Below are 16,637 nucleotides of genomic sequence, written 5' to 3' on the forward strand. Positions count from 1 at the left end.
CGCAGCTGTCCGGATTTTATTTAGCTGTCTGTCGTTTTATATAGAAATCTTATCTCAGTAAAGTTCGTGCCGCCCCACTTCCTCAAAGAGCGTCGCCAGTTTCTCAATGACCGGTTTCAGATACCGCCCGCCTTTCTCCGCGGACGCCTTTCCGGGATTGCCCACCCCGCTATCCACAGTGGCTTTGTCCCAATGACGGGGTGCCCACGCCACCTTTTCATTCAGCGAGGCAATGGCAAACGGACGGGAGTCTCCGTTACCGGCCTCATCAAGATTCACCAGCTCGGGATGATAGTACATCATGGCCGAAGTCTCCGATTCACCGGCATGGTCATCTATGGCGGCCTCGAAATAATCCTTGGTGGGAACGATGCCGAACCAGTCCGTCGCCAGAATCAGGAAATCGGGATAGACGAAGGCAAGGTCGCGAATCATTCCTTTGAAATTATTCCCGCCGTGACCGCTGATGATAATCAGCTTGCGGATGCCCTGGGCGTGAAGGGAAGCCACAATATCTTCCAAGATGGCCTGCTGGGTGGCGTAACGGGTATGGATGCAGAAAGGAAGTTCCCGCTGTCCGGGATTATGGGCGCCGAAAGGTACGGGCGGCATCACCATGCAGCGCACGCCGGAACGTTCCAACGCCAAAGCGGCGGCATCCACGGCAATGTCATGCGGCAGGATGCAGTCCGTGAGATACGGCAGATGCAGGTTATGCGGCTCGGTGGCTCCCCAGGGAAGAATCACAACGTCATACTTCACGTCTTTCACCTTTCCATAGCAGGAAACGGTAAGGTCTATTTCTCTTTTTTCCATAGCTGTTATCTTTAGAAATTACTGCTTCCGGTATTCCTTGGGCGAGAGGCCGGTATGATGCTTAAAGTATTTGCCGAAGAACGACTGATTGGCGAAGTGCAACTCATCGGCTATCTCCTGAATGCTCTGCTCGGACGATTTCAGCATGGCTTTCGCTTCCAGAATCACCAGGCTGTCAATCCACTCGCCCGCCGTCTTTCCACTCACCTCTTTCACCACGGTGGAAAGATGCTTAGGGGTAAGGAACATCTTGTCGGCATAATAAGACACGCTCCTCTCCTCTTTATAGTGCTCGGAAACATACCGTATGAAGCGTTCAAACAAATCTTCCTTGCGGCTTTTCGGAGTGCGCTCCTTAGCGGTATTATGCCCCTGATAGATGTCGTATATCTCGTAGAACAGAGCCAGCAACAATCCCTGCGTAATCTCCTTGCGGTACGGGTTGTCTTTCAGCTTCACCTTGCTCCACAGGAAAGAGTGATATTCCTCGAACGCCTGCAACTCGTCGGCGGTGATATCGATGCAAGGCCGCTCCTTTATCATGAAGAACATGGGAAACAGCTGCTGCATGGTAGGTATCACCAAATCCATGAAATCTCTGGACACCGCTATAAAGCTGCCGGAGAAATCATCGGAACGTTCGCCCTGCTGCACGATTTGCTCGGGCAAGATGATACAAAGCACTCCCTCTTTCATTTCATATTCCTGCAGGTTGATGTTCATCTTACACCGGCCTTTCCGGCAGACAGCAAGGCAAGCGGCGTTCAGGCGCGTAGGATATGGCGTAAAAGGAATATCCCTTATATCATCAAAAATAGCGAAATCATTGCCGATAAAGTCAATCATGGGCAGATGCTGTATTCCGGAGATATCAACGTTGCGTATCTGTTTTGTATTCATTGTTCTTGTGCTTTGCCGGCAAATATAGGATTATTCACGGAATTATTAATTTAAAAATCGTGAATGTTATCCTAATTCATTATTTTAAAGCCGATAAAGAACGTACGCGGCTGTGTAGGTCCGTAAAAATAACCGGCATCGCGAAACTCTCCCTTATCCAAATCCTTCTGGAAACTGTTGAAAATGTTTTGCACGCCCGTATTCAACTGAAACTTGATATGGTCGTGCAGCACGAAGGTATAGTTCAGTTTCAGATTGAGGTCGAAGAAGTGGGGCGTATTCTCCATGCGGTCTTTCTCGATATACCCGGCGTAGTGCGGCACAATCATCTTGCCCGTATACGTGCCCGACAGAGAGAAGTCGAAATTCTTCACCGGGGTGGACGAGAACGTAAAGTAGCCGTAATAGTCGGGCGTGCGGGGCATACGTTTGGTGGTCAGGTCTTCACCGTCCACCTGCGTCCAAACCTCTTCCCGGGTATAGCGGCTGCGCTGCGCGGTAAAGCCCAGCTGGAACTGCGCTTCCTTGCCATGGGCAATCTTGGCGTCGAGGTTGGCGCCGTACACACGGGCGCCGTTACCGTTACGGCGCTCCTTAATCACATCGCCCATATCGTTCTTGCCGATGTCCTCGAGCACGAATACATGGCGCAGGTCGGTATAGAAACCCTCTACGAGGATATTGGCCTGCCAGTGTCCCAGCCGGGTGGTCCAGTCCACCGAACCGCTGTAACTGTTGGAACGTTCCTCGCGCAGGTTGTCCGCCAGCTTGATTTGCACACCTTCGCCGCCGACCGCGGTCACATGCAGGTCTTCGTCGTACGCTTGCGGCGCGCGGAAACCGGTGGAGTACGTTAGGCGCGCCTGAAAATCCTCGGCGGGCTTATAAAGCAGGTTGACGCGGGGACTGAATATCAGCTTGTCTATCAGGTTGTGCTTATCCAAACGGGCGCCTACGAGCATGGTCAGCACATTCATCTTCCATTCGTTCTGCACGAAGGCGCTGGCGATGCGTACATCCTGCCGCATGTCGCGGTGATAGCCCGTCATGACATCGTGCATGGAGTTGTTCTGATACTCCAGTCCGCCCGTAAAGGTGGCGGGGGCGAAGAGGCAGTTGTCCATATTGCCTACGTACATGCCGCCTGCCACCCAGGTCAGGTCGTTCGTCTTGCCGTAGGCGTTCATATCCTTCTGCGCGCCGTAGTAGCTGTTGCGGTCGGTGTGCTGGATAGAGCCGTACAACGATATTTTATGCTTATACTCGCGCCAGAAGAGGTCGTAGCTCAGTCCACCGCTGTTGATGATGTGCCTGGTCTGCTCGGTGATGTCCGTTTCGTGCGGCTGAAGGTCGAACTTGTTGCCGCCGCGGCGGAATTCGTTGGTAGTGTGATACTCCAGGTTGATGCGGCTGAAATGCGTGGGACGGTAATAGGCGCGGAAGCCGAAAGTATTCATGTTCAGCTTGCCCAGTTCGGAGAAACCGTCACCGTCGCGGTCGTAAGGATTGCGGTTGCGGTAGCTTTCGTAGAGGGCAATTCCATAGGAATTGTCTTTGGCCACCAGAGAGACGTTCCCGCCCATGTACTGCTCCCAGGACTTGCCGTCCATATTGGAGAACATGCTCGATACCTGGAAGGAGTTGTTGATGGGGTCTTTGGTGATGATATTGATGGTTCCGCCCACGGCATTGGCGCCGAACAACGCCGAACCGCCGCCGCGCACTACCTCTACCCTTTCAATCATATTCACCGGTATCTGCTCCAAGCCGTACACTCCGCTCAGCGCGCTGATGATGGGACGGCTGTTAATCAGGATTTGCGAGTAAGGGCCTTCCAGACCGTTGATACGCACTTGGGGGAAACCGCAGTTCTGGCAGTTGTTTTCCACACGCAAGCCCGACTGGTAGTTGAGCGTCTTGGCTAGGTCGGTGGAGTTCACCATTTCGAAGAGCTTGGCGCTCATCACGTTCACCACCACAGGAGCCGCCTTCCGGCTTACCTCATTGCGATTGGCGGAAACCACAACTTCATCGGTCATGAAGCTTTCTTCCTGCAACTGGAAATGTACCACCGCCGTAAAGTCCTTGTTGACTTCAATCTCCTTTTCCTGCGTCTTATAGCCTACCGCAGAGACGCGCAACGTATATTTACCGGCCGGCAGGTTCTTGAACTCAAACTGGCCTTCTTCGTTGGATACCGTTCCCTGTCCGCTACCCACAATCAAAACGGTGGCATACGGTATGTTCTCTTCCGAACCTTTCACAAGGACATGGCCGGAAATCATATTGCCTTCCCTTATCGGGTTTGCGGCAATAGCCGCACCGATACTCACCACGGTAAGCATCAACGCCAATATATAATGTTTCATTTGAATAATCGCTTTTATTTCTGTTACAGATTCAGCTCGTACGGGCTGACCTTCAACATTTACTCTTTAAAAAATCAGTTGTTTAACGGTACCATTCCGGTATCAACCGTAGGTACGGCAGATACCAGGCGTTGGTACGGCGAATACCAAGCATTGGTACGACAGATACCAAACGTCGGTACAACGAATACCAAGCGTTGGTACGGCAAATACCGGACGTTGGTACAGACAATATCAAAGGGTAACGGAATAAGGGGGAGCGCGGAGAGAAATCATCCGATACGCTTTTCCCTTGATGACGGACGTATCGGTTTCGTTTTCCACCACCCGCAGCAAAGAACGCATCGGGTGTTGTATTTCGCTGCAATCCGGTTTGTCCGAACTGAAGTGCGACAACAAACCGATAGCGATCAGCGAAGTAGCGGAGTGTGAATGTTGGTTATGAAAAGGGTGAGAGTGGGTAATCAATACCCCGTTGACGTAATGGACGTGAGTAAACGCCGTTACGCTTGCCTGGTACCCTACAAAGAGTACCAGCAAGCATAATGCGTATATGGTTCTTTTAATCCTTTTCACGTCTTATTATCCGCCTTTTGACTTTAAGGCCGCAAAGTTAGTAATTATTCCTGAACTTTACCAAACAAGAACTCATAATCACGTTTGGAAGCGGGAACAGCCCACTCCTCGGGAACAAATTTCCACTGGCCGAGCGCACGGGGTTCGATTACTTTCTTCCCCTCGATGTACTGCATCAGGTAGTAGCGCAAATCCTTGTCGGTAGAGCTGACGATGCGCTCTTTCAGTTCATCCTGCGGAATGCCGGCGCCTTTTGTCAGCAGCTCCCCACCGCCGTTGCCGCGGTAAGAGTTCAGGGCTACCGTGTACATCTTGTTCATATCGAACGGAGTACCGTCCGCCATGCTGAGAATGGCTACTTTCCGGCCGCTCGGCTTCGTAACGTCCACCGTGTAGATGATGCCTGCGGCGGAGTCGAAGTTGAAACTGAAATTCTTGAAAGCGGCTCTGTCCGCCGCACCTTCGCGGGGCTTGTCGCGGAACAGCAGGATATGGTCGTCGGGAGAAGTCATGCGGTTCGTCCAAAGGTCGTAGGACATCTCCAAAGCGTCGTGCACTTCCTTACCCGAGAGCTTCATGGTGTAGAGCATGTTTTCGTACTTGTACAGGTTGAACATATCGTACACGTAAACGTCCCCTTCCTTTATCCGGGTGTCGTATGACAGAGGGGCGGCCAGCGAAATCTCGGCGCCGCTGATATTCAGCTGCAAGGTATGGATAAGGTCGATGAAAGCGGACGAACCGAAATAGGCGGGACGGGTGGAGATGGTTTCCGTGAAACGCCCTATCTTCTTCGATACGAAATCCTGAATGGTGGCGTACTGTGACGCGAAATGTTTCATAAACTCGTCGCTGACGCCGTATGCTCCGGTTTCGGTCAGCACGCCGTCAATCTTCTTGTCCGTGACCTTGCCGTCGCGCAGCGTCACGGTGATGTCTATGTCGCTCACCACCACACCGTTGCTGGCGGGGTCGATAACCAGTACGGAGTCGCCTGCGATGTTCCGCACTTTCTTACATTCGCGGGCGTGGTCGTGTCCCATCAGTACGATATCGAAGCCCGGAACATTGCGGGCTACGTCCAGCGAGGCGTTCTCCCGATACTTGCCGCCCATCAGCAGGGCGTCCTGTCCGGCATGGAACATGCCGATTACGATGTCGGGACGCTCCTTTTCACGGATTATCTTCATCCACTTGCGCGCCGTTTCTTCCATGTCGTCAAAGCGGAGCCCTTTCCACAGGTTCTCGGACAGCCACACCGGAATGGCGGGGGTTATCATGCCGAGGACGACAATCCTCACTCCGTCGCGTTCGAGCGTCACGTACGGCGGGAAGTGGGTTTTGCCCGTAGCCGTTTCGATGATGTTGGCGCCCAGTACGGGAGCATGGCAGTCGCCCGCCCAACGGTCGAACACGGCGCGTCCCGTTTCCACGTCGTGGTTGCCCATGTTGCCGGCGTTATATCCCATGAAGTTCAGCATCTCGGCCGCTACGTGGGGGGATACCGTATCTATATAATTGTAATAATAGGCGGTGGGCTGCCCTTGCAGGATATCGCCGTTATCCAGCAGAATCAGATTGTCCTTATACGTCTCACGCTCTTTCTGCACGAAAGCGTACACGCGTGCCAGACTTCCGACGGCATCCCGTTGGAGAATGAAATCACGGGGATAAAAGTTCCCGTGTATGTCACTGGTCTGCACTATTTTCAATTTCACTTCTTTATCCTGCGCGGCAACCGTGCCGATAAGCAGGAAAATACATACAAAACAACAAGTCAGCTTTTTCATATATCTTTGGTTTATCATATAGCTCATCTGTTTCATAAATCCAGCGGGTGGGTAAACACAAAACGGGCGCCGCGGGTGTACTGCGAATCTATCCATATCCTGCCGCCCCACTTCTCCACAATCAGTTTGCAGATGGACAGCCCCAGGCCTGTGCCTTGCGCGTATTCGTTCAGTTTCTCGAACCGTTCGAAGACCCGCTTCCGCTTCTCCGGCGGTATGCCGCAGCCGGTGTCCGATACGGAGAACAGGGCGGTGCGGTTCCGCATGTCCGGTTCGAGTTTCAACGTTATCGTGCCGTTCTCCGTAAACTTGTCCGCATTGGACAGCAGGTTGATGACCACTTGCTGCAAACGCTGGATGTCCGTACGGATTTCCAGGCTGTCTGCGGCGCTTTCAAACACTATCCGGTTGGACGACCGGCGCGCCTGTGTCACGGAAGCCGTCACCTGCATGCAGACCTGCACCACATCGCACTTCTCCAGGGTGAGAGTAACGCGGTCGGCTTCCAGGCGGGACACATCCAGTATGTCGTTTATCAGCCGGAGCAGCAAGTCCGAGTTGGCTTTGATTATCTCGAAATATCCGCGCTGGTCGTCTATGGCGGTATCTCCGGCGGAAAGCACGTCCGAGAATCCCACAATGGCGTTCAGCGGCGTACGTATCTCATGGCTCATATTGGCGAGGAACGCGCTTTTCAGGCGGTTGGACTCTTCCGCCCTGTCCTTCGCCTCACGCAGGGCGGCTTCGGACACTTCCAGCTCGTCTTTCAGCCTCTTGGTGCGGTAGAAGAAATAGAGCGTGATGAGCAAGCCCGTCAGCAGGATGACCAGAACGGCAGCCACTCCCCATATATGGTACTTATATTGCTCATAGAAGCCCGGAGTGACATTCACCAGCCGGATGGGGCCGGGAATCGAAGCGATATCGAGCTTCCTCTCCTTCACCAGTTTGCCGTCCATGACGGTTTCGCAGGATATAATCTCTATCTCGGAGTTCTTCGGGTTTGCCAGCACACGGACAGCCTGCCGCGCCATATCCCTGCCCAGCGCACGGTAGACGGGCACTACTCCGCCCACAGCCCAGTAGCCGATGCCTACGGACGTAATGGAGAATGCGGGCAGGCCGGGAGCGGCTTCCATCATGGCATAAGTGGCGTTGCGCATGAAGTAGCCGTCGTTCATGTCCACGCGCCATGTGCCCATCAGCAGAACGGTGCGCGGGGGCAGCGAGTGCAGTTTGTCACTGATGGTATAAATCGTGTTGACACGCCCGTCCAAGAGGATAAGGCTTAATTCGGGGAATTTCTTCATCTCTTTTACCACATGCGCCTGCAAGGTTACGCCACCGTAGCTGTTGTCGGAGATGAAGGCGATATGTTCCGTTTGGGGGTACAACCGTTTTATCATGCGGATATTGGCGGCCACATCGTACTGATAGACAAAGCCGCTCTTAATCGGGGAGCCGGCGAAGTCGGCGAAGAAGTCCAGCGACTCCGGCATCCATGTCTTCAAGTCCGCGCCCTGCTCCGGCAAAAGCACTACATTGCGGCTGGCAAGCGCCGTCATTACCGGAACGTCGCCCCGGACGGAGTCTTCCAGAGACAGATAGGCAGCCCACGCTTCCTGTCCTATCAGTATGACGAGCGAGGGTTCTTTCGTATCCCGGTACTTGGACAGGATGCCCGCCATTCTCGTCTTCCACAAGGGAGACTCGGAGAAACTATTGCAGTTCATGTTCTCCAGCTCCACACCGCATGTACCGCCCAAACGCTGAAACTCTTCCATGAAGTTGGAAATGTTGTCCGAAGTTTGGCGCGAGTCCGGATTATAAGAACTGATAATCAGTACAGGATGGTCGCCCGTCGCAGAAAAGGCCGGGAACATGAGGGAGAAGAATGCCGTCAGGCAAAGCAGTGTTCTATAAAGTATTTTCTTGGATTGTCTCATTTAACGTCCTCTTGAACTGTCGCAAAGATACAATAAAACTCAAAAAAGGCGTAAAGAAAGATTGTTTTTCGTACTTTTGGCGCTCATTATTAAAAAGAAGCTGACATGACACAAATCTTTCACAGCATGATAGCTGCCATTCTCGGCATATCAGAAAAACAAATCGGGCAGACACTCGCCCTGCTCGATGACGGAGCGACCATCCCGTTTATCAGCCGCTACCGTAAGGAAATGACGGGCGGACTGGATGAAGTGCAGATAGAATCCATCCAAACCCACTACGAAAAGCTGAAGGAAACGGCCAGGCGGAAGGAGACCATCATCGGCACCATCCGCGAACAGGGGAAAATGACTCCCGAACTGCAAAGACGTATCGATGAGACATGGGACGGCACCGTCCTCGAAGATATTTACCTGCCTTACAAGCCCAAACGCAAAACCCGCGCGGAAGCCGCCCGCCAAAAGGGGCTCGAACCGCTTGCCACCCTATTGATGCTCCAACGCGAGCCTCATCCCCGGCAGCGCGCCGCCGACTTTGTGAAAGGGGATGTGAAAAGCCCGGACGACGCCCTGAAAGGCGCGCGCGACATCATCGCCGAACTGGTGAGCGAGAACGAGCGCGCCCGTAACACATTGCGCAACACTTTCGCCCGCCAAGCCGTACTGACCGCCAAGGTGATAAAAGGCAGAGAGGAAGAAGGAGCCAAATACAGGGATTATTTCGACTGTGCGGAACCCTTGAAGCGGTGCAGCTCGCACCGTCTGCTCGCCATTCGCCGCGCCGAAGCGGAAGGTTTGCTCAAAGTGAGTATCAGCCCCGACGATGAAGAGTGTGTGGAACGGTTGGAACGGCAGTTTGTACAGAGCGGCAACGCTTGCGGAAAGCAGGTGGCGGAAGCTGTGCAGGATGCTTACAAGCGTCTGCTCAAACCGTCCATCGAGACCGAGTTTGCCGCGCAAAGCAAGGAACGCGCCGATGATGAAGCCATCCGGGTATTCGCGGAAAACCTGCGGCAGTTGCTGCTCGCGTCGCCGTTAGGACAGAAAAGGGTGATGGGAATAGACCCGGGATTCCGTACCGGCTGCAAGGTGGTGTGTCTGGATGCGCAGGGTAACCTGCTGCACAACGAGAACATCTACCCGCACCCGCCGGTAAACCAGGGCAAAGAGGCGTTTGCCAAACTGCAGAAGATGATAGAAGCCTACAAAGTGGAAGCCATCGCCATCGGAAACGGTACCGCCAGCCGGGAAACGGAAGATTTTCTGAAACGGCATACGTTCAACCGGGAAGTGCAGATTTTCATTGTCAGCGAGCAGGGCGCTTCCATTTATTCCGCTTCCAAAATCGCCAGGGATGAGTTTCCCGAATACGACGTGACGGTGCGCGGCGCCGTATCCATCGCGCGCCGGCTGATGGACCCGCTGGCGGAGCTTGTCAAAATAGACCCGAAATCCATCGGCGTAGGGCAATATCAGCACGATGTAGACCAAAGCAAGCTGAAGAAGTCACTCGACCAGACCGTAGAGAACTGCGTAAACCTGGTCGGCGTCAATCTGAACACCGCCAGCAGTCATCTGCTTACATACATTTCGGGACTCGGCCCCCAACTGGCTCAAAACATCGTGAACTATCGTGCCGAGAACGGAGCATTCGCTTCCCGCAAGGAGTTGATGAAAGTTCCGCGTATGGGCGCAAAGGCCTTTGAGCAATGCGCCGGCTTCCTGCGCATACCGGATGCCAAGAACCCGCTGGACAATACGGCGGTGCACCCCGAGAGTTACCATATCGTAGAGCAGATGGCCGCCGATTTGGGATGCAGCGTAGCCGAACTGCTCGCCAACAAGGAACTGCGCCTGAAGATACAGCCCGAACGGTATCTCTCTCCCACCGTCGGAATGCCCACCTTGAAAGATATTCTGCAAGAGCTCGAAAAGCCGGGACGTGACCCTCGCGGCCCGATCAAAGTATTCGAGTTCGACAAGAATGTACGCACGATTGATGATTTGCGCATAGGTATGGAACTGCCGGGTATCGTGGGGAATATCACCAATTTCGGCGCTTTCGTCGACATCGGTATCAAAGAAAACGGCCTGATACACCTCTCGCAACTTGCGCAGAAGTATGTATCAGACCCTAATGAGATTGTGTCCATCCACCAGCAGGTACGCGTAAAGGTACTCAGCGTAGATACCGAACGGAAACGCATACAGTTGACGATGATCGGGGTGGAGCAAGGGAATGGATAAATGAGAATACCTCATTCTTCATTATTTTTTATAAGTCAGCTTGTCTTTGCCGTTACCGAAGAGGTTATCTCCTAAAGTTGTGATTTTATCGCCGGTGGCAAGGACGTAGCGAAGGTTGTCGCATCCCATGAATGCGCCGTATTCTATGGCTGTTACGCCGGGGGGAAGCTCCAATGTGCCGCATAACCGTCCGCATCCGCTAAATGCACGTTGGCCGATGCTCTTTAAGGCATGGGGCAATGTGATATTGAGCAGGTATTTCTTTTGAGTGAATGTATAGTCGGGAATGACCGTGGCGTTACATTTGGACAGGTCTACGCTTACCAGGTTGGGCATATAATTGCGTATCAATGTGAAGTCCGCTTCGTCCATTTTGCCCTCTACCGTAAGGAAGTTGACATCTTTGGGCTGTATGCCGGCGCGAATCAGTTCGCTGGCAAGGCTGCCCATCGTAGCTATCTGTACAGTGGCTCCCACCGGTTCGCCTTCTATGAAAGCAAATGTCTCCCACCGTTTGCCGCGGCGATACGAGTCGCTGCTGCCCAGAGGGACGAATATGGCTGTCACGCTGTCGGCCAGGGCTTCGGGCAGCAAGTTCGGGGGAGTTTTTTTGCGTATACGGCAAATCTTCAAATTGGTACATCCCTTGAATGCACCGTCTTCGATGTTCTTGGTCTTATCGGACAGGATGACCTGCGTCAAAGATGTCTTTCCGATAAAAGTACTGTCGCTAAGCTGCTTGCAAAAGGCGTAGGACGGAATGCAATTGGCCGGATAGATATAGAAGCGGTCGGGATGCGTACCGTTCTTTCCGGCATACATGCTGATAGACGCATTGGATATATCCAGTATTTGCAGTTTCTTGAACTCATCCCGCAGATGGCGGAAATCAATCGCGTTCAGTTTGCCTTGCAGGACAAGGTGCGTAATCTCATTCGCCTCATCTTCGGTCAGCATTTCCACCAAAGTGCCGGGCTTGGCAACGGTATAGCGCTTGGAAGTCTGGGCAGAGGTGTTCAATATCATCATGCCCAATCCGGCGGCCGCTAAAAGTATTTTTCTCAGGTTCATGTTTTAAGTGTCAGATTGATTTGATTTTCCAAATATAAGAAGAAACCGTCAACCTTGAATAATGATTTCTCTTTTTATTGCTATTTTTGTCGGATATTAATTAACTGAAATTATTTTTTACGCATGGAAACCATTGGAAATGAGCCCAAAGCCAAACGTTTTGGAAAAGTGGCAATCGATATCATATCTTTTGTCACGCTTGCTGTTATCATTATTACAATACTAGGTATACCTTTCTCGTCAGTATTGCAAAAGCTGGGTAAGGAAGGAGCCGATAAGATGTTCTATTTTGTCCTGAGCGAAACACTGATGCTGATAGGTATATTCCTCTCCGCTTGGATTGTATGGCATTTCCGAGGAGTTTCATTAGCCGGATTGGGACGCTCTTTGGCGATACGTAAGAAAGATTTGTTATCAGGAATATCACTGGCAATCGTTCTTTATGCGGTAGGATTCGGCGTATCCTTATTGGCAGGAGCGATAGAGATTGCAGGAGTTGTATTCAATCCTTCTTCCTTATTGATTAGCTTTGTTTTCTTTTTGCTGGTAGCCATTACAGAAGAATTCGCATTGCGGGGGTTTGTATTGGAGCGTATGCTGCAAGGCGGGGTGAATAAGTTTTGGGCATTGTTTCTCTCCGCCACCCTGTTCTCGCTGGTTCATATAGCCAATCCGAACTTCGACTTTCTGTCTTTTATCAACATCCTGCTGGCAGGCATTCTTTTAGGTTCTTCTTATATATACACGCGTAATCTCTGTTTCCCGATAGCTTTACACTGGTTCTGGAACTGGATACAAGGTCCGGTTTTGGGTTATGAAGTCAGTGGAAATAAATTTTGTGACGGTTTGCTGACGCTCTATCTGCCCGAGGCCAATCTGATAAACGGCGGAGCTTTCGGTTTTGAAGGTTCCATACTTTGTACGGTACTAATGGTAGCGGGAACAGCAGTGATTTTAAAAATGTTCAGAAAAAATTGATAACAGTTAGTGGTTAGCGATTAGTGGTTAGTGATTAGTATCTCACCATATATAGCGCAGCTTACTAATCACTAATCACTAATCACTAACCACTATTTATTATACATCTTCGCTCTCAATTCCTTGATATGGTCCGAAGTGATATATTCATCATACTCCATCATCTTGTCGATAATACCGTTCGGTGTCAGCTCGATGATACGGTTCGCCACGGTCTGGATAAACTCGTGGTCATGGGATGAGAACAGGATATTGCCTTTATACGTCTTCAGATTATTGTTGAATGCCTGAATAGACTCCAAGTCAAGATGATTGGTCGGAGTATCCAGAATCAAACAGTTGGCATTGCGCAACTGCATACGCGCAATCATACAACGCATCTTCTCACCACCCGACAATACGCTTGCTTTCTTCAACACCTCTTCGCCGGAGAAAAGCATACGGCCGAGGAAGCTCTTCATGTATACCTCATTGCCCTCGCCGAACTGACTCAACCAATCTACCAGATTCAAGTCCGTATTGAAGAAAGCGGTGTTATCCAGCGGCAGGTAAGCGGTGGTAATTGTTACGCCCCAGTTGAAAGTTCCCGCATCCGGCTTCATATTCTCGTTGATAATCTCGAACAAGGCGGTCATAGCACGCGGATCGTGTGAAAGGAATACGATTTTATCCCCTTTCTCCACATTGAAGTTCACATCGCGGAACAATACCGTACCGTCTTCCAACGTTTTTGTCAGTCCCGAAACTTCAAGAATCTGATTGCCCGGTTCGCGTTCGGGAGTGAAGATGATACCCGGATATTTACGTGACGACGGTTTGATTTCTTCCACATTCAGTTTCTCCAGCATCTTCTTACGGCTGGTAGTCTGCTTGCTCTTTGCCACATTGGCGCTGAAACGGCGGATAAACTCTTCCAGCTCTTTCTTCTTCTCCTCGGCTTTAGCCTTCTGGTTCTGTTGCTGACGGAGAGCCAACTGGCTGGATTCATACCAGAAACTATAATTACCGGCAAAGAGGTTAATCTTTCCGTAGTCGATATCCACCGTATGCGTACACACGGAGTCAAGGAAGTGGCGGTCGTGGCTCACTACCAAAACGGTATGTTCAAAATTGGCAAGGTACTCTTCCAACCAGGTTACGGTGTCCATGTCCAAGTCATTGGTAGGCTCGTCCAGCAGCAAGTTATCGGGATTGCCATACAAAGCCTGCGCCAGCATGACACGTACTTTTTCCTTATTGTTCAGCTCGCCCATCAGCACGTAATGCTTGTCTTCCTTGATGCCCAACCCGCTCAATAAAGCGGCAGCGTCACTTTCCGCATTCCAGCCGTCGAGCTCGGCGAATTTCTCTTCCAGTTCGGAAACTTTCAAACCGTCCTCATCCGTGAAGTCTTCCTTGGCATAGAGCGCCTCACGTTGTTTCATAATGTCCCATAACACCGTATGCCCCATCATTACGGTATCCATCACCGTATAGGCATCCCACTTAAAGTGGTCCTGACTCAATACAGACAGACGTTCGCCCGGTCCCAGCATGATAGAGCCGGTCGTCGGATCCAAATCTCCCGAAATGGTCCGCAAGAAAGTGGACTTTCCCGCACCGTTAGCACCGATTATACCATAACAATTACCACTTGTAAACTTCAAGTTTACATCATTAAACAACACTCTTTTACCAAACTGTACCGATACGTTCGAGACTGTAATCATCTTTATATTTACTATTTTATTATGTACTACTTACTATTTAATACCTATAACTCTGCGAATTGCGGGCACAAAGATACGAAATAATACGGTAAAACAGCTTACAACAAGTTAACTTATTGCATGATATGAAGTTAAGTAAACATCTGCAATGACGTTAACTTACTGCAACCTATCAAGTTAACTTACTCCCCGCACGATGTTAACTTCCTATTTATGGAATATTTCGCTGTCAATCTGACATAAAAGTATTACCTTTGCAACGTTTTTGGCAAAAGCCGTCAATTTGGCAAAGTTTTTGCTATCAAAACCGTATCATATTAACTTAAACCCTTGACAGCAATGAAAGCGAAATCATTTTATAAGAATAACAAGCATAACAATATGGACCCGAAAGAAAAAGAAAACATCAACGAAGAAGAGTTGAAAGAGCAAACCGTCCAAGATGAGAACGGCGAGGAAACAACTGAAAAAGAAGAGGTTGCCCTGACTGAAGAAGAGAAACTCGCTCAGGAATTGGAAAAGGCCAATGCAGAGATTGAAGACCAGAAAGACAAGTATCTGCGTCTCTCCGCCGAGTTCGACAACTACCGTAAACGTACAATGAAAGAAAAAGCCGAACTTATCCTGAATGGTGGAGAAAAGAGCATCAGCAGCATTCTTCCTATCGTGGACGACTTTGAACGCGCCCTGAAAAACATGGAGACCGCCACCGATGTAGCTGCCGTAAAAGAAGGTGTGGAGCTTATCTACAACAAGTTTATGACGGTATTGGGTCAGAACGGTGTCAAAGTAATCGAAACCAAAGAACAGCCGCTTGACACAGACTACCACGAAGCCATTGCCGTAATCCCGGCTCCCGACGAAGCTTTGAAAGGTAAAATTCTGGACTGCGTACAAACCGGTTACACGCTAAACGACAAAGTAATCCGCCATGCCAAAGTAGTGGTTGGAGAATAACATACACAGTTATATGGAAAAAAGAGATTATTACGAAGTACTGGAAGTCGAAAAAACAGCATCGGTAGAAGAGATAAAGAAAGCCTATCGCAAGAAAGCCATCCAATATCACCCCGACAAAAACCCCGGCGACAAGGTAGCCGAGGAGAAGTTTAAGGAAGCGGCGGAAGCATACGATGTATTAAGCAATCCGGACAAGCGTGCCCGTTACGACCAATTCGGCCATGCCGGAATGGGTGGTGCCGCCGGTAACGGCGGACCGTTCGGCGGTTTCAGCGGTGGTATGTCCATGGACGACATATTCTCCATGTTCGGCGATATATTCGGCGGACACAGCGGTGGCTTTGGCGGCGGTTTCAGTGGTTTCGGCGGATTCGGCGGCGGTGGCGCGCAACAGCAACGCCGTTATCGCGGCTCGGACTTGCGCGTTAAAGTGAAGCTGAACCTCAAGGAGATTTCTACCGGAGTAGAGAAGAAATTCAAACTGAAAAAGTATGTACCCTGCAGCCACTGTCACGGAACCGGTGCAGAGGGAGACGGCGGCGCGGAAACCTGTCCTACCTGTAAAGGCAGCGGTACGGTAATCCGCAACCAGCAGACCATTCTCGGAACGATGCAGACACGCACCACCTGTCCTACCTGTGGCGGCGAAGGTAAAGTTATCAAGAATAAATGTAAGGAATGTGCCGGTGAAGGAATCGTCTACGGTGAAGAAGTTGTTACCGTAAACATCCCGAAAGGCGTAGCCGAAGGCATGCAGCTCTCCATGGGCGGCAAAGGTAATGCCGGCAAGCACAACGGCGTACCGGGCGACTTGCTGATTCTTGTAGAGGAAGAACAGGATAAGGAACTGATTCGTGACGAAAACGACTTGATTTATAACCTGTTGCTCAGCTTCCCGACAGCGGCATTGGGCGGTGCGGTAGAAATACCCACCATCGACGGTAAGGTGAAGGTGAAAATCGAATCGGGTACACAACCGGGAAAGGTTCTCCGCTTACGCGGCAAGGGTTTGCCTAATGTAAACGGATACGGTACCGGGGATTTACTGGTGAATGTCAGTGTATATGTACCTGAAACTCTGAATAAAGAGGAGAAAAAAGCCTTGGAAGAAATGGAAGGTTCGGATAATTTCAAGCCGAATACTTCTATTAAGGAGAAGATTTTCAAGAAGTTCAAGAGTTTGTTTGACTAATACAAAAGTCGCATCTCTATAAACGGAAATCCCTATAAAGAATAGTACTTTATAGGGATTTCCGTTTATAGAAATAGCGTTTA

12 protein-coding genes are annotated in these 16,637 nt (G+C 50.7%); 4 read left to right on the top strand and 8 right to left on the bottom strand.

Annotated features, from left to right (window positions below):
* Positions 1 to 54: 54 nt before the first annotated feature.
* The 6 genes from BHV73_RS13585 to BHV73_RS13610 form a co-directional block, all read right to left on the bottom strand.
* Positions 55 to 816, bottom strand: coding sequence for a creatininase family protein (locus BHV73_RS13585; RefSeq protein WP_022218362.1), 762 nt, complete (start codon positions 814 to 816; stop codon positions 55 to 57).
* An 18-nt stretch (positions 817 to 834) separates the two neighbouring features.
* Complete coding sequence (locus BHV73_RS13590) at positions 835 to 1,716, bottom strand: helix-turn-helix domain-containing protein (RefSeq protein ID WP_022218363.1); 882 nt, start codon at positions 1,714 to 1,716, stop codon at positions 835 to 837.
* Between the two features lie 71 nt (positions 1,717 to 1,787).
* Positions 1,788 to 4,085 (bottom strand): TonB-dependent receptor, encoded by a 2,298-nt coding sequence (locus tag BHV73_RS13595; protein WP_022218364.1) that lies wholly within the window; start codon positions 4,083 to 4,085, stop codon positions 1,788 to 1,790.
* 234 nt (positions 4,086 to 4,319) lie between these two features.
* Positions 4,320 to 4,661 (bottom strand): DUF8478 family putative metalloprotein, encoded by a 342-nt coding sequence (locus BHV73_RS13600; protein WP_022218365.1) that lies wholly within the window; start codon positions 4,659 to 4,661, stop codon positions 4,320 to 4,322.
* Positions 4,662 to 4,705: 44 nt separating this feature from the next.
* Positions 4,706 to 6,451: a bifunctional metallophosphatase/5'-nucleotidase gene (locus BHV73_RS13605; protein WP_286738581.1), complete on the bottom strand. Its 1,746-nt coding sequence runs from the start codon at positions 6,449 to 6,451 to the stop codon at positions 4,706 to 4,708.
* Positions 6,452 to 6,483: 32 nt separating this feature from the next.
* The gene (locus tag BHV73_RS13610) at positions 6,484 to 8,397 is read right to left on the bottom strand and encodes a sensor histidine kinase (protein WP_286738582.1); all 1,914 of its coding nucleotides are present in this window, start codon (positions 8,395 to 8,397) and stop codon (positions 6,484 to 6,486) included.
* A gap of 105 nt (positions 8,398 to 8,502) precedes the next feature.
* Here BHV73_RS13610 and BHV73_RS13615 point away from each other — a divergent pair, with 105 nt between their 5' ends.
* The gene (locus tag BHV73_RS13615) at positions 8,503 to 10,644 is read left to right on the top strand and encodes a Tex family protein (protein ID WP_286738584.1); all 2,142 of its coding nucleotides are present in this window, start codon (positions 8,503 to 8,505) and stop codon (positions 10,642 to 10,644) included.
* Positions 10,645 to 10,665: 21 nt separating this feature from the next.
* Here BHV73_RS13615 and BHV73_RS13620 read toward each other — a convergent pair whose 3' ends face one another.
* Positions 10,666 to 11,715, bottom strand: a complete 1,050-nt coding sequence (locus tag BHV73_RS13620; RefSeq protein ID WP_087425789.1) for a leucine-rich repeat domain-containing protein — start codon at positions 11,713 to 11,715, stop codon at positions 10,666 to 10,668.
* Between the two features lie 123 nt (positions 11,716 to 11,838).
* On the opposite strand from BHV73_RS13620, the gene BHV73_RS13625 reads away from it, so the two are divergent.
* Positions 11,839 to 12,693: a CPBP family intramembrane glutamic endopeptidase gene (locus tag BHV73_RS13625; RefSeq protein ID WP_087413022.1), complete on the top strand. Its 855-nt coding sequence runs from the start codon at positions 11,839 to 11,841 to the stop codon at positions 12,691 to 12,693.
* Between the two features lie 92 nt (positions 12,694 to 12,785).
* On the opposite strand, the gene BHV73_RS13630 is transcribed toward BHV73_RS13625, so the two are convergent.
* The gene (locus BHV73_RS13630) at positions 12,786 to 14,402 is read right to left on the bottom strand and encodes an ABC-F family ATP-binding cassette domain-containing protein (RefSeq protein ID WP_009120669.1); all 1,617 of its coding nucleotides are present in this window, start codon (positions 14,400 to 14,402) and stop codon (positions 12,786 to 12,788) included.
* Between the two features lie 339 nt (positions 14,403 to 14,741).
* Between BHV73_RS13630 and BHV73_RS13635 the strand changes: the two genes are divergently transcribed.
* Together BHV73_RS13635 and dnaJ are read left to right on the top strand one after the other, a co-directional pair.
* Positions 14,742 to 15,359 carry a nucleotide exchange factor GrpE gene (locus BHV73_RS13635; RefSeq protein ID WP_286738588.1) on the top strand — a complete coding sequence of 206 codons (618 nt, stop codon included), beginning with the start codon at positions 14,742 to 14,744 and terminating at the stop codon, positions 15,357 to 15,359.
* A gap of 13 nt (positions 15,360 to 15,372) precedes the next feature.
* Positions 15,373 to 16,554: a molecular chaperone DnaJ gene (dnaJ, locus tag BHV73_RS13640; protein WP_009120667.1), complete on the top strand. Its 1,182-nt coding sequence runs from the start codon at positions 15,373 to 15,375 to the stop codon at positions 16,552 to 16,554.
* Positions 16,555 to 16,637 lie beyond the last annotated feature (83 nt).

It is taken from the genome of Bacteroides sp. 44_46 (assembly GCF_001915465.1).
Lineage (GTDB): Bacteria > Bacteroidota > Bacteroidia > Bacteroidales > Bacteroidaceae > Bacteroides > Bacteroides clarus.